This window comes from Thermospira aquatica (assembly GCF_023525255.1).
GTDB classification, from domain to species: Bacteria; Spirochaetota; Brevinematia; order Brevinematales; family Thermospiraceae; genus Thermospira; species Thermospira aquatica.
Window position 1 is genome coordinate 2083747 of record NZ_CP073355.1, and the last position, 18922, is coordinate 2102668.

At 41.1% G+C, this 18922-nt stretch carries 15 protein-coding genes; 6 read left to right on the plus strand and 9 right to left on the minus strand.

Going from position 1 to position 18922, the window contains the following annotated elements; translation table 11 throughout:
* Positions 1-14: 14 nt before the first annotated feature.
* The 7 genes from rpoD to KDW03_RS10215 all read right to left on the minus strand — a co-directional run bounded on the left by rpoD (position 15) and on the right by KDW03_RS10215 (position 9536).
* The gene (rpoD, locus tag KDW03_RS12265; protein WP_333907704.1) at positions 15-1715 is read right to left on the minus strand and encodes an RNA polymerase sigma factor RpoD; all 1701 of its coding nucleotides are present in this window, start codon (positions 1713-1715) and stop codon (positions 15-17) included.
* A gap of 19 nt (positions 1716-1734) precedes the next feature.
* Positions 1735-3522: a DNA primase gene (dnaG, locus tag KDW03_RS10190; protein ID WP_271434969.1), complete on the minus strand. Its 1788-nt coding sequence runs from the start codon at positions 3520-3522 to the stop codon at positions 1735-1737.
* A gap of 62 nt (positions 3523-3584) precedes the next feature.
* On the minus strand, positions 3585-4310 hold the full coding sequence (locus tag KDW03_RS10195; RefSeq protein WP_271434970.1) for a polyphenol oxidase family protein: 726 nt from the start codon (positions 4308-4310) through the stop codon (positions 3585-3587).
* 3 nt (positions 4311-4313) lie between these two features.
* Positions 4314-6065: a SpoIIE family protein phosphatase gene (locus KDW03_RS10200; RefSeq protein ID WP_271434971.1), complete on the minus strand. Its 1752-nt coding sequence runs from the start codon at positions 6063-6065 to the stop codon at positions 4314-4316.
* 11 nt (positions 6066-6076) lie between these two features.
* Positions 6077-7219: an iron-containing alcohol dehydrogenase gene (locus KDW03_RS10205; RefSeq protein WP_271434972.1), complete on the minus strand. Its 1143-nt coding sequence runs from the start codon at positions 7217-7219 to the stop codon at positions 6077-6079.
* 75 nt (positions 7220-7294) lie between these two features.
* Positions 7295-8215, minus strand: coding sequence for an AEC family transporter (locus tag KDW03_RS10210; RefSeq protein WP_271434973.1), 921 nt, complete (start codon positions 8213-8215; stop codon positions 7295-7297).
* A 1-nt stretch (position 8216) separates the two neighbouring features.
* Entirely contained in the window at positions 8217-9536 is a 1320-nt protein-coding gene (locus KDW03_RS10215; RefSeq protein ID WP_271434974.1) for a DUF4921 family protein, read from the minus strand.
* A 164-nt stretch (positions 9537-9700) separates the two neighbouring features.
* Between KDW03_RS10215 and KDW03_RS10220 the strand changes: the two genes are divergently transcribed.
* From KDW03_RS10220 to KDW03_RS10245, 6 genes are all read left to right on the plus strand, one after another.
* Complete coding sequence (locus KDW03_RS10220) at positions 9701-11356, plus strand: SulP family inorganic anion transporter (RefSeq protein ID WP_271434975.1); 1656 nt, start codon at positions 9701-9703, stop codon at positions 11354-11356.
* Positions 11357-11414: 58 nt separating this feature from the next.
* Positions 11415-12194 carry a TatD family hydrolase gene (locus tag KDW03_RS10225; protein ID WP_271434976.1) on the plus strand — a complete coding sequence of 260 codons (780 nt, stop codon included), beginning with the start codon at positions 11415-11417 and terminating at the stop codon, positions 12192-12194.
* A 72-nt stretch (positions 12195-12266) separates the two neighbouring features.
* Positions 12267-13361: a DegT/DnrJ/EryC1/StrS family aminotransferase gene (locus tag KDW03_RS10230; protein ID WP_408648310.1), complete on the plus strand. Its 1095-nt coding sequence runs from the start codon at positions 12267-12269 to the stop codon at positions 13359-13361.
* Positions 13361-14608, plus strand: a complete 1248-nt coding sequence (locus tag KDW03_RS10235) for a hemolysin family protein (RefSeq protein ID WP_271434977.1) — start codon at positions 13361-13363, stop codon at positions 14606-14608. The genes KDW03_RS10230 and KDW03_RS10235 overlap by 1 nt, the downstream gene beginning before the upstream one ends.
* The gene (locus KDW03_RS10240) at positions 14605-15846 is read left to right on the plus strand and encodes a hemolysin family protein (RefSeq protein ID WP_271434978.1); all 1242 of its coding nucleotides are present in this window, start codon (positions 14605-14607) and stop codon (positions 15844-15846) included. Before KDW03_RS10235 ends, KDW03_RS10240 begins: the two co-directional genes overlap by 4 nt.
* Positions 15843-17078, plus strand: coding sequence for a class I SAM-dependent RNA methyltransferase (locus tag KDW03_RS10245; protein ID WP_271434979.1), 1236 nt, complete (start codon positions 15843-15845; stop codon positions 17076-17078). Before KDW03_RS10240 ends, KDW03_RS10245 begins: the two co-directional genes overlap by 4 nt.
* 55 nt (positions 17079-17133) lie before the next feature.
* Here KDW03_RS10245 and KDW03_RS10250 read toward each other — a convergent pair whose 3' ends face one another.
* Together KDW03_RS10250 and KDW03_RS10255 are read right to left on the minus strand one after the other, a co-directional pair.
* Positions 17134-17568 carry a hypothetical protein gene (locus tag KDW03_RS10250; RefSeq protein WP_271434980.1) on the minus strand — a complete coding sequence of 145 codons (435 nt, stop codon included), beginning with the start codon at positions 17566-17568 and terminating at the stop codon, positions 17134-17136.
* 15 nt (positions 17569-17583) lie between these two features.
* Positions 17584-18834, minus strand: a complete 1251-nt coding sequence (locus tag KDW03_RS10255; RefSeq protein WP_271434981.1) for a FlgO family outer membrane protein — start codon at positions 18832-18834, stop codon at positions 17584-17586.
* Positions 18835-18922: the final 88 nt, after the last annotated feature.

The following is an 18922-nucleotide window of genomic DNA, read 5'->3' on the forward strand; positions in this document are numbered from 1 at the left end:
GACTGGCTTTTTTCTTAAGAATCCAAAAGCTTTTTCACATTTTTGGGGTTACGGAGCTTGCGAAGAGATTTCGCTTCAATCTGTCTCACACGCTCTCTGGTCACTCCGAGGGTATACCCAACCTCTTCCAGAGTATGAGGACAGCCATCTTCGAGTCCAAAACGAAGGATAAGAACCCGCTGTTCGCGGTAAGGTAACTGGTTGATAATTTCAAAGAGCTGTTCCCGCAACATGTTAGACATAGTGGAATTTAATGGGCTAGTAGCACGATTATCCTCAATAAAATCCCCTAGCAATGAGTCTTCGTCCCTACCTACAGGGGTTTCAAGGGAAACAGGATCGTTGGCTACTACTTTAATTTTGCGAACCTTGTCAGGGGAGCACCCCATACGTTGAGCTATCTCCTCAATAGAAGGAAAAGCGCCTAATTCTTGTGTGAGATCCATTTCTATCTTTTTGATCTTGTTAATCTGTTCAATCATGTGAATAGGAATACGAATGGTTCGAGACTGTTCAGAGATAGAACGAGTGATGGCTTGCCTTATCCACCAGGTTGCATAGGTGGAAAATTTGTATCCCTTGTTATGGTCAAACTTTTCAACAGCACGCAAAAGCCCCATATTTCCTTCCTGGATAAGATCAAAGAGATGGACACCACGGTTAATATAACGCTTGGCAATAGAGACAACCAGACGAAGATTGGCATTTACCAGTTCCTGTTTATGCTTATCGACAATCTCCTGACCAATAGTCACCTCCTCTCCCCAATGAATAAGTTCAGGGATAGTAGCCGTATACATAGGTTCGTAACTTTTGAGTTTCTGTTGTATTCTTTCGATGTTGGCTATCACGTTTTGAAGCTGAATGTTATCAGGATACTTTTCTTTGAGGGCGAGAATCTCTTCAATAGTCATGTTGTTATTTTCTTCAATAATACGCAGCGTATCCTGCATTTCTTTGATTTCCTTATAGATAGTACGTAATTTTGCTGCAGCATTTTCCGTAAGCTTGGGATTAAGGTCTATATTTTGCACAAACATCAGAAAGGCATTGTTAAACTCATTGATCTGTTTTTTGATGGCTTTTTTTTCTTCTGGAGAGGCAACCAACCAGGCTCCCTTTAAAGGATCAACATGAGCATGATAATTTTTTAGAAATTCCCCTACTTTCTCGACGATTTTCATGCGCTCCTGCTTCTCTTTTCGATTCATGTTGTAAATCTTGGGGAGGTTAAAAAAGTCATACAGTTTGCCGGTATATTTTCCTTCATTTCGAGGATCCAGCAGACGAGAAGTTATCTCTTCAACTTCGGGAATAAATATACCAGAATCATGAACTGCTGTTCGTATCTTGAGTTGACCTTCTTCGATCTTACGAGCTATCTCAATCTCCTGCTCAGGAGAGAGAAGTGGAACCCTCCCAATCTTTTTTAGATAAACACGAAGAGGGTTGTCTGTTTGATCCTCTTCGGATTCAATGATAAAGCTTTCCAGATCTTCATCATCAAAAAAGTCCTCAAACTCGTCAAACATGTTTTCGGTGAGTGTAATGTCATTTTCCTCAAGAATACGCACAACGTATTCTACTTTCTCCTGTGAGGACACAATATCATCCGGTAACCTTTGCAAAAGTTCATCGTAGGTAAGGATACCCTTTTCCTTACCATACTTGATCAAAGGCATCAAGGCTTCCATATCGATACCTTCGAATTCCATTGATCTATCCTCCTTTTTTCTACTGCCATACTTGCTGGTGAAGTTCATCCAGAATCTGTCGTACCTTTTGAAGTTCTTCTTCTAGATGAGTTTTTTCGGTGTACAAGGTTTTCAACCAATCTGCATCAGCCTGCTGTTTTTGGGCTTGCTGAAGTTTCAAGGTACACTCTTGACTTTTTCTTTTGACATAATAAGCATAAAAGGTATATATAAGTTCCATGAATTTCTCTGGGGTTACATTCTCTTCTCCGGGTTCCGCAATTTTCTTGCAAAGCGCATCGTCTTCGGCTACCTTTTCATACATAATAGCCATTGTTGGCTTATTTTCTATGAGATAATAAAACCACTCTCGATAACGTTCATTTGTAAACATTTCGGGAGTAATCATGCTTTCTATCATTTCAAGGGCTGTTTTATCCGGAAACTTAATAAGCATCGCAAGGAGTGTACGTTCATATTCCTCTGCCACACTCTCTTGCTGAAGAGCCACGAGAGTATCCTTTTGCTCTGAAGAGCCGCGGAAATTTTTTCTTTTTTGAAGATATCGACGAAAATCTTCGTATAAGATATTTGGGTTCAGGTTCACTAAAGCAGCGAGAGACACAATAGCCTCATGCTGGGCTACTGGTTGTGAAATTTTAGACAAAAATTGAAACATTTCCTCAAGATGTTTGTTGAGAGGCTGCTCTTTTAGCTGATATTCGCGGATATACATCCATTTAAATTGAAGAGGACTTTGGATTTCGTGTTCCAGAAATTGTAAAAACGCATCTTTCCCTTTTTCTAAAATCATTTCATCTGGATCCATATTCTGTGGAAGAATCACCACCCCACTCTCCATATTGGTTTCTATGAGGATATCAAGAGATCGTGAAGCAGCCTGTAACCCTGCACTATCCCCATCAAATAAAAGTATTACTTTATCGACATAACGCTGCAGCAACTGAAGATGTGCCTCCGTAAGAGCTGTTCCGAGAGGAGCTACGGCTGATGTAATACCCGCCTGATGGAGACTCAGAACATCCATATACCCTTCCACAAGGATTGCCTTTTTTTCTTTTACAAGGGTGTCTTTTGCATGAAAAAAACCATACAAGACATCACTTTTTTTAAACCATGGGGTTTCTGGACTATTGAGATACTTAACACCTTCTGTTGTTCCAAAAATTCTCCCTCCAAAAGCAATGGGATATCCTTCGCGATCATAGATAGGAAAAAGAATCCTCCCCGCAAATCTATCGCGATGCTCGTATGATCCAAGGAGCCCCCATTTCACCATCTGGGCATACGAAAATCCACGGCTGTGAAGATATTCTCCGATCTCACGTGGATCACTACTATACCCCATTCGAAACTTTTTGATGGTTTCCTCGTTTAAACCTCGAGAAAACAGGTACTCTCGTGCCTTTTCTCCTTTGGAAGACCAGAGATTTTTAGCGTAAAAATCCACTGCCTGCTGATAAAACGAAATATAATCCTGTCGTCTTTCTTCTGATTTTGTGCCTCCAGAAAGATAAAGGCTTATATCCTCGTTGGCTAATCTTGCCAGATACTCCATCGCTTCGATAAAAGACAAATGCTTATATTCTTTGAGAAAAGTAATAGCATTTCCTTTGGCATGACAACCAAAACAGTAATACACTCCCTCCTCATTATTAACAGAAAAAGAAGGGGTACGCTCCTTATGAAAAGGACACAATGCCATATATTGGCGTCCTTTTCTCACAAATTGAATGCCTTCTCGTTCCATGATATCTACAAGTGAAACCTTTGAAAGAATTTTATCCTTTATATGATCAGGAATCATAGATCCTTCTTTTCCACCTTTACATACGTATATATAATATACGCATATTGAAAAGAAAAATCCTAATTTTTTTTCTCTTTTTTTTGTCCGATGAAATGAAGGTGACGACAATGTCTATCACCTCTACGATACGAATACCAGAGGCTAGGATCACTGCAAAAAGTACAAATAGGTATACTCTCCCCCCGTTTGACACCCATATTCTGAAGATCATTGATCACTTTTTTTTCAAGATCAAGATACCAGCCATTGTTTTTTTGAATAGCATAGGTGAAAGAAAACTCTTGAGCAACATCCTCTCCCACCTGGTAGCAACACTGCCGTATATGGGGACCTATCAAAAATTGAAAACGAGAAATATCATACCCCGCCTTCATCACCTCTTCTACGAACACTTTATGGATTTCCTTTTGGATGCCACGTCTTCCTGCATGAACTATGCCAACCACGTCTTCTGACCAGAAAAACAACGGAAGACAATCAGCGGTAAATACGCCTAACAAAATATCAGGAAGCGTTGTCCAGAGTCCATCTCCTTCTATCAAAGGATTTTGAAGAAAATACCAGAGATTTTCCTCTGATACTCGATGAACTATAGAAGAATGAGTCTGATGAAGGGTTACCAGATGAGGAAAACCTAATCTTTGACAGAGTTCATTTCTTGAAGAGGTAACAGGGGGATAATCCTCTTCTTTTTCCAGCGTATGATAGGCATATTGTGATGCCCCTCGAAGAGTGGAACCCATGAGTGGTTTATGATGGTAAAGGGTAAAGAGATGGTTCGTCATAGATTAAGCCAACTTAAACGCCAGCACGGTAATATCATCCCAGGGCAAAACCCCTTCACTCCATTTTTCCACCTCTCGAATCAACGCCTGAACAAAGGCTGAAGCACTCATGTTTCCATACGTTTCAACAACTTTCTTGAGGTTTTGAAACCCAAATTCTACGCCATTCGCATTATTTGCCTCAATAACCCCGTCTGTTACCAGGAATACAAGATCATAAGGATTGAGCATGATTGACTGAGACTCATATTCAGTTTTTGGTTGAATTCCGAGTGGTATGCCTTTTCCTGTAAGAAGATGTATCTGATTCGTCTGTCCACGATAGACATACTGCATATTGTGTCCGGCATTTGCATAGCGTAATTCAGAGGTTTCAAGATTCAGTACCCCATAGAAAACAGTAACAAACATCCCTACCCGGGAATCATCATAGAGAATGTTATTAGCTTTCTCCAGAACCTTATCCGGTTCCTGTAATTGATAAGCATAAGCTTTCAAAACACTTCGAGAAACAGCCATAAAAAGAGAAGCCGGCAATCCCTTTCCAGAAACATCCCCTATAACAAACCCTATATGATTTTTGTCCAGTTCAAATACATCGTAGAAGTCTCCACCTACTACTTCAGCAGGGATCATTTGAGCCCCTAGAGAAAGTTTAGAAAAATGGGTAAAGTCTTTAATAAGAAGAGCATTTTGAAGCATACGAAGAATATCTATTTCTTTACGAAGTTTTTCGTGTTCAATTCGCTCTTGATAAATATTCAGTGCTTCATACGTATACCCTACCTGCGACGCAATAGTCTGGAGAAGTTTTACCTTTTCTATAGAATAGGAAACATTCTCATGCGGTTCACTTACACTAAGAACACCTATAGGAATATTTTTACTCCGTATAGGAACAGCCATAAAAGCACCCTTTTGATAACGTAAACGTTTATTTTTTATTCCTTGCTGTTCAATATTGTTAGTAAAAAAAGCCCTGTTTTTTTTCATCACCATGGCAGAAATACGATCCGAATCAAGGGGAATCTGAATCTTTTCCGTAAGGTCTTTATCCATCCCTGTTCCAGCAAAAAGAATTAAGGCATTCTTTTTTTCATCATGAAACATTATGGATACTCTTTCAGACTCAAAAACCTCTTGAATAAGCGACACGATTTGATCAAAAACCTCTCTCTGGTTAAAAGATGACGTCGTGAGGTTACTAATCCTGTAAAGATACTCCATCTCTTTGGCTCTGTCTTTTATCTCCTGATAAAGAAAAGAGTTCCATATAGCAATAGCTGCCTGGTTGGCAAAACTTTGCAGAAGCAATACATCTTCTTCATCGAAGCCCCCATCTCTTGCATTTACTACCTCAAGTACCCCAATGACAATATCGTTTCTTAGCAAGGGAACCGCTACCAGGTTACGCGTTTGAGTCTGGGTAAGCCTATCCACACCACTATAAAAATCCTTTTCCTGACTGGTATCGTTCACAATCCGGTAGGTTTTTGTCTGGGCTACCTGTCCGGCTATACCCTTGCCGCGAGGAACAACAATTGACAAAAGTTTATCGAAACTAAGCCCAAAAGCCACCTCAAAATGAAGATCACCTGTCTCCTGATCAACTAAAAGAACAGAAGCCCCTTCTGCATTCAGAAGTTTGGTGGCATACAAAGCAATATCCTGTAAAATATCTTTTGGTCTTGCAAGAGAGTTGATCTTTTGACTGATATCGAGAATAGCCTCAAGATCCTGAATACCCAAAGCCATAATATTCTCCTTTAATAGGCTGCGGAATAGATTTCAACGAGCTCATTTTTACTGGCTGGTCGTGGGATATACGTGAGAAATTCATATTGACCAGCAACACGAGCAGCTGCCTCTAAACGATCCTGTTCTACATTGTACTCTGAAAGTCTCTGAGGAATATGAAGATCAAGCATGATGCGGCGCATGGCTTCCACGGCCATAATAGCTGCCTCAATCACCGAAATATCGGTAACCTTCTCACCAAGAGCAGCGGCAATTTGAATAAATTTATTGGCCGCTGCTGTAAGATTAAACTCCATCACATGGGGAAGAATCACTGATGCACCAACAGACTGGGATATGTTTGTCTGTGATTCTAATCCCATTGCTGTAGCCGCGCATGTACCAAGAGAAGATCCATAAATAGCCAAGGAAGCCAACAAACTTCCCATGCTAAGATTACCCTTAATCTTTGTGTTAGCCGTTTCCACTGCCAGACGTTTAAGATTGACACTTAAGTATTCTATCGCTCTCAAACTAAAGGCATCAGAAATTGGATTTGCCTTTTTACAAATATACGCATCAAAAGAGTAAGCAATAGCTTCCAGACTAGAATAGATAATATCATTTAAAGGGACATCTTCACTCAACGTTGGATCAATAATAACACTATGGGCTACAGATTCCTTATCGATGTATGGTTTTTTTATCTTGTCAGTATCATCCGTAATATAGGTCATGGGTAAAAGTCCCCAACATATGGTTTGAAGTGTAGGAATCTCTATATAGCGTACCTTTTTCACAAAAAGTTTTTTGTGACTCTTTACCTCTTCCTGCTGAAACTCGTGAGTACTAAATTGAGCAATGATCTTGGCAATCGAGAGAACCGTAGCATCCCCTACTCCTATCACGACATCAGCCCGAGCATGTTTTGTGATATTCACTCCCTCAAAGAGATCCTGGGAGTTATAACGCTTCATTTCGTAAAGAATAACTCCATAGGCATACCCTTCTATCATCTGCTTTATCTTGTGAGCGACGGAAGAGTTATGAGGTTTTTTGTCGGTTACTATGACCACTTTTTCAGAATTGGGGGTTGCAAGCTCTGGCAACCTAATCAATGAATCAGTTCCATAGACAATCAAGGTAGGAATCTGGAACTCAAGAAAAGCCATGGTTTTCTCCTTGCCTATTTCCTTAATGATATTTTCGGACTTTTTTTCTAAAAACTATGCATTTTCTCTATTTTCTTAAAAAAAAACCCGCTGAAGAAGACTAATCCATACCGTCAGGGTAACCGTGCTAAGCAAAATCGAAATAAAAACAATCTCGCTTGCAAGATCAGCTTTTCCCCCATAATGAGAAGTAAGAATTGCTGTGTATACCGCTGATGGCATGGCAACCTGCAAAAGTCCTGCATTGAAGTACATCTTTTTGACCCCAAAAAGTCCAAAAAAGAGTATGGCCACGAAAGGAACGATAACAAGTTTTACCAGAGCTACCGCAAGACTAAAAAAACTTTGTTTTCCGAACCGCACGGAAGCTAGTTGAAGTCCAACCTGGATAAGATTGAGAGGAATTGCACTGAGTCCCACCATCTGAATAGGTTTAAAAATAGGCTCAGGGATGGTTATACGAAACCAGACTGCAAAAAGAGCTAACAAAATCGCATAAAAAACGGGTACACCCGCCATAGAACGCAGAGCATCTTTCCAGTGGAATTTTTCTCTTGCGGCCAAAAATACACCAAAACTATGAGTGTAAAAAGAATAAATAACAAGTAGAAGAGACGCCACAGCAAGACCTTCTCCACCAAAGGCAGCTTCTGTAATAGGGAGACCAAAGTTTCCCGTATTCGCTAACGTAACTGTCAAAACCACCACCCGGGTAATCCGCTCATCCCAGCCAAAGAACCGAGAAACAAGAAGAACCAGACCAAAAGAAAGAGCGATAACACAAGTAACTGCTAAAAACAAGCGAAGAAAATAGGCATTGATCACTTCTGGATGACTATAAATTGCCTGAAAGATCAGAGCAGGCGTTAATAAGTACAAAGAAAGAGTGGAGAGGGTTTGATGATGCCAGTGAAAAATTCTGCCTAAAACATATCCTGCACCAAAAATCAGGATAACAGGAAAAACAATCGTATAAAATATCTCAAACCAACCCATATCACCTCCGACAGTAAAGAAGCGGATTTGGTTCCCGGCTTACCTCATCCCCTATCCGTATCCCTGAAGCAATACTTCCATTCTCTCTTACTTTATAGAGTTTTTCAAGTATAATTTCCGTAAGCTGATGAGGGGCTATAGGATTAATGTAGATCTTCGTATTTCCTTCAAACCCAGCTGGAACATTAAAACGAAGTTTTATAAGAATTCTCCACGGCAAAACATAAATAGAATCAAAAGGAGTATAATACCACTCCTCATTACAGGTGATCTCTGAGGTTAAAGCCACGTGGATAGCATGGACCAAGTCACTCATGCCACGAATTTCCTGCGGATTTTGTTCAAGTGGGGTACCACAGTGACTCTTTGAATAAATCGCTATCGTTGGATAACGATGTCCTATCTCCACATACCCAATGGCAAACTCGTTTTCAAGGAGAAGAAAAGAATTATAGAGAGCAAAATTCACACCAAATTCATTGTAGAGGTTGGGATTTTTGACAACTTCTCGAATCTCTCGCTCAAGCTGCACTCCCCATTCATCGAGTCCCACAAGCTGCCGATGAATATGATCAAACGACGCCCCCGCCGGTTTAAGCCAGTTTTGAAAGATAGAAACATAACGAATAAAAGGATTCTGTTCACGAAGATTGCGAAGAGTTTCAATAGTAAAGAGAGTATAATGGAAGTGCTCCTCAGGAGTAAAGTCACCAGCAGAAAAGAGGTCCGAGGTATAGTGAGCATTTGGCTTATAGTGACGCTGCCCAAGAATCAACTCATGACACCCTCCAAAAAAGGCATCGATTCGCTCAAGCTTATCCTCAAAACTCCAATCCTTTATGTCTACACCTAATTTGTCATATTTGAGAGACAGTACTCCCATAACATGTTTCATTCCCTCTGGATCAGAAAGATATTCGTCTCTCCATTTGCGGACCGGTTGAGACATCTTGTAATTGTAGTTTTTTACCCAGTAATTGTATCCGACAATTTCAAAGAGATTTCCTACTCGACGAAACTGAACTCCATATTTTTCTTTTACCTGATCAGGCATCAAGTAGTATTCTGTTTTCCATTCGTGTCCATCAAAAAAATGGCGGGCTTTTTGTGGGGTAACATACTCCCAGTTTTTCTCGCAAAAATGACAATAGTCTTCTGGATCATGAAGGGGTTCTTTTAACTCTTCCCGGGGTTGACCGTTAGGAAAAAACGCTTTGTAGCCTCGTTCGGAAACAGACCACACTTCCGTCTGGTTAAATGGATTAATCTGTTTCACCGTTCCATCGGGCATTCGGTGATAATACTTATCATACGAGCCCATAATAACTCCTCGAACTCTCTCTTTAACTTATATTATATGCTCAGTTTTAAAAAAAAGCAAAAGAAAAAAGCATAACCTCTTTTTATCAATTTAAGTATTTTTTGCATTCTTGCTCTCATGGCTTTATAATAAAACTTAAAAAAATAGTGAGTATAAGTTGATTTATGTCGAAACTTGAACCAAAGTTGTGGACAGTATTGAAAGAAGGGTATAGCAAACAAATGTTTTTCCAGGATCTGTCTGCAGGTGTTCTGGTAGGTATTGTTGCTTTGCCACTTGCTATTGCCTTTGCTATTGCTTCAGGGGTAAAACCTGAACAGGGGCTTTATACAGCTATTGTTGCCGGTTTTCTCATTTCGTTTTTGGGGGGAAGCCGGGTTCAGATTGGCGGACCAACAGGGGCTTTTGTGGTGATCGTTGCAGGTATTATGCAGCAGTATGGATATGATGGGCTTGCTGTGGCTACTTTTATGGCAGGATTTTTTCTTATCCTTATGGGTCTTTTACGGCTTGGAAGTGTGATACGATTTATTCCTCACCCGGTAACGGTAGGTTTTACCAGTGGTATAGCCGTCATTATCTTTACTTCGCAGATCAAAGATTTTTTGGGACTTCAGATAGAAAATTTTCCCGCTGAATTTTTTGGGAAAATAGAGGCATACATTCACTCTCTTCATACTATTAATCCATGGGCTTTAGGTATTGGGGTTCTTTCGTTTCTGATCATTGTTTTCTGGCCAAAGGTTTCGCGAAAGATTCCTGGCTCTCTGGTAGCTATCCTGGCAACTACCATTATTGTTCAATTGTTTCAACTTCCTGTGGAAACAATTGGCCAACGTTTTGGACATGTGCCAAATACACTTCCCGTGCCTCGACTTCCCCACATCTCGTGGGAGATTATCCAAAAAATGTTCTCACCGGCAGTGACAATCGCTTTGCTTGCTGGAATAGAAAGTCTCTTGTCTGCTGTGGTGGCAGATGGTATGATGGGTACCCGTCACCGTTCAAACATGGAACTGATAGCCCAGGGAATAGCGAATATTGCTTCACCCCTGTTTCAAGGCATTCCGGCTACGGGGGCCATCGCCCGCACCGCAACAAATATCAAAAACGGTGGACGTACCCCCGTCGCAGGCATGATTCATGCTCTTACACTTCTTCTTATTCTTCTGTTTTTTGGGAAATGGGCAGAACTTATTCCTCTTGCTACCCTGGCGGCTGTGCTCATGAAAGTTGCTATCAATATGAGTGAATATGAAGTTTTTCTCTCTATTTTCAAGACGACAAAATCTGATATTAGTGTGCTTCTTACGACATTTTTGCTTACGGTGTTTATTGATCTCACGGTGGCTATAGAAGTGGGAATTGTCCTTGCTGCTCTTCTTTTCATGTATCGTATGGCTCATGTAACCGAGGTATCCCATCTCACAGAAGAAATCTCTGAAGAAGAGCTCCAGAACGACACAAAATCTATTCTTCTTCGTGATGTTCCGAAAGGAGTTGAGGTCTTTGAAATTCAGGGTTCCCTCTTTTTTGGTGCTGCTGAAACCTTCAAAAGTCGTATACGAAATATACAAAAAACTCCCAAAGTGCTTGTTCTTCGTATGAGACATGTTTATTCTCTTGATGCAACAGGACTAGCGGTTTTGGAAGACCTCTGGGAAAAATGCTCACGTGAAAAGATAAAACTTATCTTTTCAGGAGTCCATGCCCAGCCTCTAGATCTTTTTATCCGAAGTGGCCTCGCTGATAAAATTGGCAGAGATAATCTCTATAAAGACATCGATGATGCTCTTGCCAAGGCTAAAACCATGATATAACACATAAGAAGAAAACCCTCTTTTTTGAAAAAAAGAGGGTTTTCTTGTATACTATGGTATGTTGTGGGATGCACACTGTCACCTCCATGATGAGCGCATCACTGATCGAGAGCAGCAAATCCAGGAAGCTCTTTCACTCGGAATCAAGAGATGGGTCGTGTGTTCAACAGGCCCGGATGATTGGAGTGTGGTAAATAGCCTTTGTCGCGAGAAACAGTTTTTTATAGCTGCCTATGGAGTTCACCCGTGGTATCTTGACAATCTTCCCCACCAATGGGAAGAAAAACTCTACACGCTTGTAAAAAATACCCCCTCGCTGATTGGGGAATGTGGTCTGGACTTCGAGCGAGAGGACCAAAAACTTCAAGAAGAAGTATTTCAAACACAAATCATCATCGCAGCTGAGCTTCAACGGCCTCTCAATATTCACTGTCGAAAGGCATGGCATCGCCTTTTCCCCATTCTTCAACCGTATCTCTCAAAGATTCCCTTTTTCATTATTCATGCCTTTTCTCACAACCTGCATATAGCTCGTGAAGTTTTAAAACGAGGCGGCTATCTCTCTTTTGCTTCTTCCATACTTCGACCATGGAATCAGGAACGCTTTTCTAAGCTGTTTCAAGAGATTCCCCTTTCCGGCATACTGGTTGAGACAGACGCTCCAGATATACCTCTGTATAGCCCGGAAACAGGATTATCAGGACTTTCACGACTTTCTCATCTAGAGCTCGTAGCCTCCCAAATCTGTGAGTGGAAGTCTATTGAAAGAGAAAAGCTTGAAGCATACCTTGAAAAGCAGTGGATGCAGATTCTTTCACTTTTCCAAACACCATCATAATTTGAATTTTCCCTCTTTTTCCTTTACAATAAATATCATACAAGAAAAAACAAACCCCAAAAGGAGAAATCTGTGGATTTTATTGATTTGAAAACTCAGTACCAGAGAGACAAACAGGCCATCTGGGAACGACTTTCTCGCAATATGGAAAATGCCTCGTTTATTCTTGGCCCTGATGTGGCCGAGCTCGAAAAAACTCTTGCACATTACGTCGGAGTAAAACATGCTATCGGTGTGGCTTCAGGAACCGATGCTTTGTTGATTCCCCTCCTTGCGTACGGCATAGGACCAGGAGATGAAGTCATTACAACACCTTTTACGTTTGTAGCCACCGTGGAAGTTATTGCTCTGTTAGGTGCCAAACCTGTTTTTGTAGACATTGATCCAAAAACCTATCTCATAGATATTCATCAGGTAGAAAAAGCCATTACTCCGAGAACGAAGGGTATTATCTCTGTTTCTCTTTATGGCCAGACACCGGATATGGATGCACTTAATAGCATTGCAAAAAAGCACAATCTCTGGGTAATGGAAGATGCAGCCCAGTCCTTTGGGGCTATCTACAAGGACAAAAAGTCGTGTAACCTCAGTGATGTTGCCGCCACCTCGTTTTTTCCCTCAAAACCCCTTGGATGCTATGGAGATGGTGGTATGATCTTTACCAATGATGACGAACTTGCTTTGAAAATGCGACAGATCGCGAATCATGGGCAACATGTTCGGTATCAGCATTGTTATGTCGGTATAAATGCGCGTCTGGATACCCTTCAGGCCGCTGTCTTGCTTGCAAAATGGCCTCACTTTGAAGAAGAGGCAAACTCTCGTCATCACATCGGTCAGCGCTACACAGAGCTTTTGAAAAACACCGTCGTCACCCCTGTTCTGGAAAAAAATACCACCAGAAGTGTCTACGCTCAATATACTATCCGTGTTCAGAACCGCGACAGTGTTATAAACTTTTTAAAAGACAAAGGCATTCCCACCGCTGTCCACTACCCGATCCCTCTTCATCTCCAGGAAGCGTATCGTTCTCTCGGTTACAAAGAAGGGGATTTTCCCCATGCAGAAAAGGCTGCACAAGAGGTAATGAGTCTCCCCATGCATCCTTTTCTCACCGAGGAAACCATGCAATACATTGTGGATAATGTTAAACAAGCCGTTCGCTAATGGGAACTCAAGGTTTCTATCTTGTCTTCTCTGTGATGCTTTTTATTTTGTCTGCTATGTTTTCCTCAAGTGAAACGGTTTTTATCGGGTTAGATGAAACCCAGATCCGCACCAGTAAATACAGCCGCATCAGAAAACAGCTCCGCCACATTACCAAGAGGGGTGGAGCTGTGCTGGTGATTGTGCTTCTTTTTAACAACATGGTTAATATCCTGCTCTCCTCTATTCTTTCCCAGCAATTCTCTATCCAGAATCCTTTTCTTTCCTCTTTAGTTATCACAGGGCTTATTCTTTTTATAAGTGAAATGTTTCCCAAAACACTCTCGCTCTTTAAGCCTGATGCCCTTATCAGATTTAATATTATATGGTTTTATCCTCTTTTTAGGGTATTTGAACCCCTAGGACAACTTACCTACAAGGGTATAGAACGTTTCATCAACTTCTTACGAAAAATCCACAAAAACACCCCGGATACTGCCCACGATGTGAAAATTGAGACTCTGCTTAGTATTGTCTCCCGCGAAAACATCTTTTCTAAAGAAGAAAAAGATATGATCGAATCAGTCCTTAACTTTGCCAAGCGTGAAGTCTGGAATATTATGACACCGCGTATTCGAGTCGTAAGTGTTTCCGCAGACACACCTATTCCCGAGATACTCAAGATTTGTGAAAAAAGCCACTATTCGAAAATCCCTGTGTATGAGGATACCGAAGATAACCTGATTGGTGTCGTCTACATCCAGGATCTTTTGGAATATGTTCACAGGGAGAAAAAACAATCAAAAACAGCAAGGGATATCATGAAACCACTTTACTATGTCCCGGAAACCAAAAAGCTCTCAGATATGCTTGAGGATTTTAAACACAAAAAACTCCGTCTTGCTGCAGTAGTAGATGAGTACGGACTTGCCGTGGGGATTGTGACTATCGCGGATGTTCTGGGTGATATTGCTGGAGAAGTGATGGACGAAACGTTTGGTCTGCATAAAAAGATCATTAAGCTTTCTTCCACCCGGTTTCAGGTAAGTGGAGATGTAAGTCTCATGGATTTCAATGACTACTTTGATGCTCATCTTCAGAGTGATACCTATGAAACTATTGCTGGTTACCTCATTGAAAAGTATGGAGATATTCCAGAGAAAGGAACGATTATCCAGACTGAACACTTTATTTTCACCATCCAAAAATCAACAGATAAACAGATTGAAGCCATACTCGTTGACATCAAAAAAAGGAAGCGCCCATGATCATGGCTATTGTGGGATTATTTTTTCTCTCAGCATTTTTCAGTAGCAGTGAAACAGCCCTCCTCTCCATTAACAGGCTTAAAATTTATGCAAAACTTGAACAAAACCAAAAACATGAAAAACTCCTTTTCTTCCTATTAAAAAATCTGGACAATGTTATCGGGAGTCTTCTCATAGGAAACAATCTCGTCAATATTCTCCTCGCTGTGATGTTTACAAATCTCTTTGCCAGGTGGTGGACAGATCCCATTGTAATATCTACTATCACCATGGGTGTGCTTACCCCACTTCTCCTCTTTTTTGGAGAAATCGTCCCAAAAGTGCTTGCTAAGGAGTTCGCGGAAACCTTTTTAAAAATTTTTGCGTGGCTTATTCTTCTGATCTTTTTTATTTTCTTCCCCATACAATTTCTTTTTCAAAGGGTTATCATAGGCATTCTATGGGTATTTGGAATAAAACGCAAACGGGGTGTATTCAGTCAGGATGAGTTCGAAGCTTTGATTCAGATGGCTGAAAACACCGGAGAACTCAGAAAAAGCGAAAAAGAATTTATCGAAAGTGTGGTCAATTTCAAAAATGTAAAAGTACGAGAAGTCATGGTTCCCCTTATACGAATGAGTTGTGTAGAAGAGAACGATAGTGTTCAGCTTGCCGCAGCCCTTATGATTACTACCAAACACTCCCGTATCCCCGTTTTTAGAATGCGTGTGGATAATATGGTAGGGTACCTCGATCACAAGGATATTCTCAATAAACCAAGTGAAGATTCAGTTAAAAAATATATCAAAAAAGCAATCTTTGTACCGGAAACAGTGCCCATCACAAAAGCTCTTCTTGAAATGCAGCACCATGGAGTTCAGATGCTTTTTGTAGTTGATGAGTATGGCGGTGTCGTCGGTGCTGTAACGAATAGCGATATTATCGGTGAAATTGTCGGAAACTGGATTGATAACCGCGAGGAAATCTTTAAATATGAGAATGGTTTTTGGCATGTCAGTGGTATGGCTAATATCGATGATGTGAACGAAATCGTTGGCACACGGATAGAGAAACAGGATTTTGAAACACTCGCCGGTTACCTTTTGCATGTTTTTCAGAGAATTCCTGGCATAGGTGAAGTGTATGAATCCAATGCTTTTGTCTTTGAAATAGAACATGCTACCCCCACCCGTATTGTCAAGGTAAAAATCAGCCACAAAAAGGGGAGCAAAAAACCAAAAAAGGAGAAACCTGCGTGAAACCAGTACCGTCTGTTGAGGAGATCAATCCCAGAAAAAGCAAAATTGCCGATCGAGAAACTCTTCTCCGTGTCGATCGTTATGCTGGAGAGGGAATGTGTATTGCCTACGAAGAAGGACAGGATGAAAAAAAGATCGTTTTTGCTCGATATGTTCTTCCCGGGGAACGTATCAGAGCAAAGATCTACCGCGAGACGAAAGACTATGCCATGGCGGATCCCCTGGAGTGGCTGGAAATCTCACCCGAAAGACAATCTCCACCATGTCCTTATTTTGCCTTTTGTGGCGGTTGTGATTATCAGATGCTTGACTACAAAAAACAGCTCGAGGTCAAAAAAAACCTCGTTCTTGAAACCTTCGCACGGGTGGGCAAATTTCATGATATCCAGCTTACCGGTATCATTGAAAGCCCGGAACCCTTTTTCTACCGCAATACCGAAACCTTTAAAGTCAATGAACGCAAGCATCTCATAGGATTTTTCCGCAAGGATACAAAATTTATTGTCGACATTGAAAAATGCATGCTCGCTATGCCTGGCATCAACGAGGCTTTAGAGAAACTTCGCCACCAGGATCCCTTCCCGCCACATAACTTTAAAGTACGTACAACCATTCCTGGTGAAACGGTCGTACATTGGGTAAAATCTCCTTATTATGAAGACAAACCTGTCTACGAAGTGGTAAAGGCCGCAGGCAAGGAGTTTAAGTTCAAAATATCCAAAGATAGCTTTTTTCAAGTCAACAGTTATGTTATTCCTCTCTGGTTAGAGAAAATTATCAGCTTTCTTGCTGAAGATAGGCACGAGCGAATTTTTGACCTTTACTGTGGTATAGGTCTTATTACCCTTTTTGTGGGAGAATTTGCCCGGGAAACCATCGGTGTTGAGGTACAAAAGGCTTCTGTGGAGGATGCCTGGCACAATCTTGAGATCAACCATATCCAGAGCAAGATTGAGTTTATTCAAGCTTCTGTCGACGATACACTGGAGACACTGGGGTATGCAGATGTGATGATCATCGACCCTCCTCGCAAGGGTATGGATCCTCATGTCATTGAGGTACTTAGACAAATGCAACCAGAAAAAATCATCTACTCTTCCTGTAAACCTGCGACGATGGCACGCGATATCCGTTCCCTTGCTGATATCTACAACATTGAACAGCTCTGGATGGTAGATATGTTTCCTCAAACCCATCACATAGAGATGCTTGCCCTTCTGCGCAAGAAATAAAAGACAAACCAGGACGTTTTTTGTTTGTATCCAAATTTTCTTTTATTTCATTCCCTCAAGGAAGGGTAAAGGAAATTTGTGCACTTGAATGGGTAACCTCCATCCGGTCGTTATAGGCCCATACAGCCCAGTAATAAGTACCCGAAGAAAGGCTTGGAGGGGGCGAAGAAAAAGAAGGATACGCCTTGAAATCACTGTAGGAAACATTTCCAGCCTGACCGGGCATCCCGCTTGTCCACATTGCAATACAATCGTTCGTATTGACAATCTTTTTACCTTCAACCCTGATGGTGTTTGTAAAAACAGCTACTACCTGATAATAAATACGTTCAGGAGATGACCAGGTAAAGGTTAAAGGAACAGAGACCGTCCCTTTTGGAGACGCAGTGATGATGAGTGAAGTCCCCTCAAAAAGAGGGTTTTTCTCTCCTACCACACTACAGCCTACAAATATTCCCCAAAAAACCAAAAAAGAAACGTTCCTCTTCATCATTCACCTCCCCTCTTAATAAGCAATTTGCAATCCGACACCAAGAGAAAGATCTCGCATCGTCACAGACATCTCGGCCACATTATAATCACCAAAGAGGTTTACCACCCGATAACGAATGGTGGTAACTGATGGAGTAGTAGTAAAATAGCACAACTCCAGATAAGGGGAAATAAAACTCGTCGGGAAAATGGTCACCCCTGCCAGTATCTTGCTGTAGAAACGCACGTCCCCAAAATCTATTCCTTTGTCAATAGCAAATATCGCACCAATTCCTCCTCCCACATAAGGGGAAAAATAACGACTCTGATAAAAAAAGGCATACTTGGCAAGAAGATCCAGACGATGGTAATAGAGGCTCCTGATTTCTTCAAATGTTTTATTTCCCGGGAGATTGGTACTATACGTATGAACAATCAGGTTGCCACCATATTCAAAACCAAAGATAAACCCTTTGTTTAAATACTCAATCAATCCAGCATTAAAAAAAGGCTGATAAGTATTATAAGAAAGGAGCGGAACAAAATGGATGCCAAACGTGCTTCTCAGTGGTCGCACTTCTCCCATCTGTTTGGTCAGTGTACATCTTACTACCGTTGTTTCATTGGTTTTAATAGTCACCATAGAACGATACACGTCGTATCCCTTTAATGTAACAGTAAGTTCATATTTTCCTGGGGTTACTATCCTCCTGGAGAGAGGGGTATAACCAAGAATATCATTTCCTATCCGTACTTCTGCCCCTGATGGAGTTGTTTCCAGAGAAAGGTATCCGACCGCACTTTCTGAGATTGTGAGATTCATTTTTTCTGCCATCTCCTGGACAGCGGCAAACAACTGATCTCCCAGAGGTGCCTGTGTCTTCTCCGCTACCAGTATAACTCCAGAAGAAACATCTACCAACCTTGCATTTACTTCTACCCTATCTTTGACAACCGTATAGCTTCCTACTAAAAGATACTGGGCAGCAACCAACTCGCCGATACGAAGAGAGTTTGAAACATCGGCCTCGACCAACCCTGTGAGCACAAGTTTATGCTCTTGAATCACTGAACGAAGTTGCTGACGTTCGACCAGTTTAAGTGCAGGATTTTTTGAGAAAACGGCCACAAAACTCTCCGCCAGACTCGAAGAGAGAAAGTCGTATCCCGTCTGTGGGGAAAGATTTTTGAGATCAAGAATGGCTAGTGTTTTTTGATTGGCAGAAAAACCCAAGGTCAAACAAGCAAATGCTATCCATACCCATAATAATACTTTCCTTCGCATAAAAACTCCTTTTTTTACAATATACACCCATACGCAAAAAAATCAACTTTTCTCAGGTTTTGCAAAAACTATTCTTAGAAATTTTTTT

What these genes read in the sequence shown, in the direction of transcription:
- rpoD (WP_333907704.1), bottom strand. Translation starts at nt 1,715, where the DNA reads ATGGAATTCGAAGGTATCGATATGGAAGCCTTGATGCCTTTGATCAAG.
- dnaG (WP_271434969.1), bottom strand. Translation starts at nt 3,522, where the DNA reads ATGATTCCTGATCATATAAAGGATAAAATTCTTTCAAAGGTTTCACTT.
- KDW03_RS10195 (WP_271434970.1), bottom strand. Translation starts at nt 4,310, where the DNA reads ATGACGAACCATCTCTTTACCCTTTACCATCATAAACCACTCATGGGT.
- KDW03_RS10200 (WP_271434971.1), bottom strand. Translation starts at nt 6,065, where the DNA reads ATGGCTTTGGGTATTCAGGATCTTGAGGCTATTCTCGATATCAGTCAA.
- KDW03_RS10205 (WP_271434972.1), bottom strand. Translation starts at nt 7,219, where the DNA reads ATGGCTTTTCTTGAGTTCCAGATTCCTACCTTGATTGTCTATGGAACT.
- KDW03_RS10210 (WP_271434973.1), bottom strand. Translation starts at nt 8,215, where the DNA reads ATGGGTTGGTTTGAGATATTTTATACGATTGTTTTTCCTGTTATCCTG.
- KDW03_RS10215 (WP_271434974.1), bottom strand. Translation starts at nt 9,536, where the DNA reads ATGGGCTCGTATGATAAGTATTATCACCGAATGCCCGATGGAACGGTG.
- KDW03_RS10220 (WP_271434975.1), top strand. Translation starts at nt 9,701, where the DNA reads ATGTCGAAACTTGAACCAAAGTTGTGGACAGTATTGAAAGAAGGGTAT.
- KDW03_RS10225 (WP_271434976.1), top strand. Translation starts at nt 11,415, where the DNA reads ATGTTGTGGGATGCACACTGTCACCTCCATGATGAGCGCATCACTGAT.
- KDW03_RS10235 (WP_271434977.1), top strand. Translation starts at nt 13,361, where the DNA reads ATGGGAACTCAAGGTTTCTATCTTGTCTTCTCTGTGATGCTTTTTATT.
- KDW03_RS10240 (WP_271434978.1), top strand. Translation starts at nt 14,605, where the DNA reads ATGATCATGGCTATTGTGGGATTATTTTTTCTCTCAGCATTTTTCAGT.
- KDW03_RS10250 (WP_271434980.1), bottom strand. Translation starts at nt 17,568, where the DNA reads ATGAAGAGGAACGTTTCTTTTTTGGTTTTTTGGGGAATATTTGTAGGC.
- KDW03_RS10255 (WP_271434981.1), bottom strand. Translation starts at nt 18,834, where the DNA reads ATGCGAAGGAAAGTATTATTATGGGTATGGATAGCATTTGCTTGTTTG.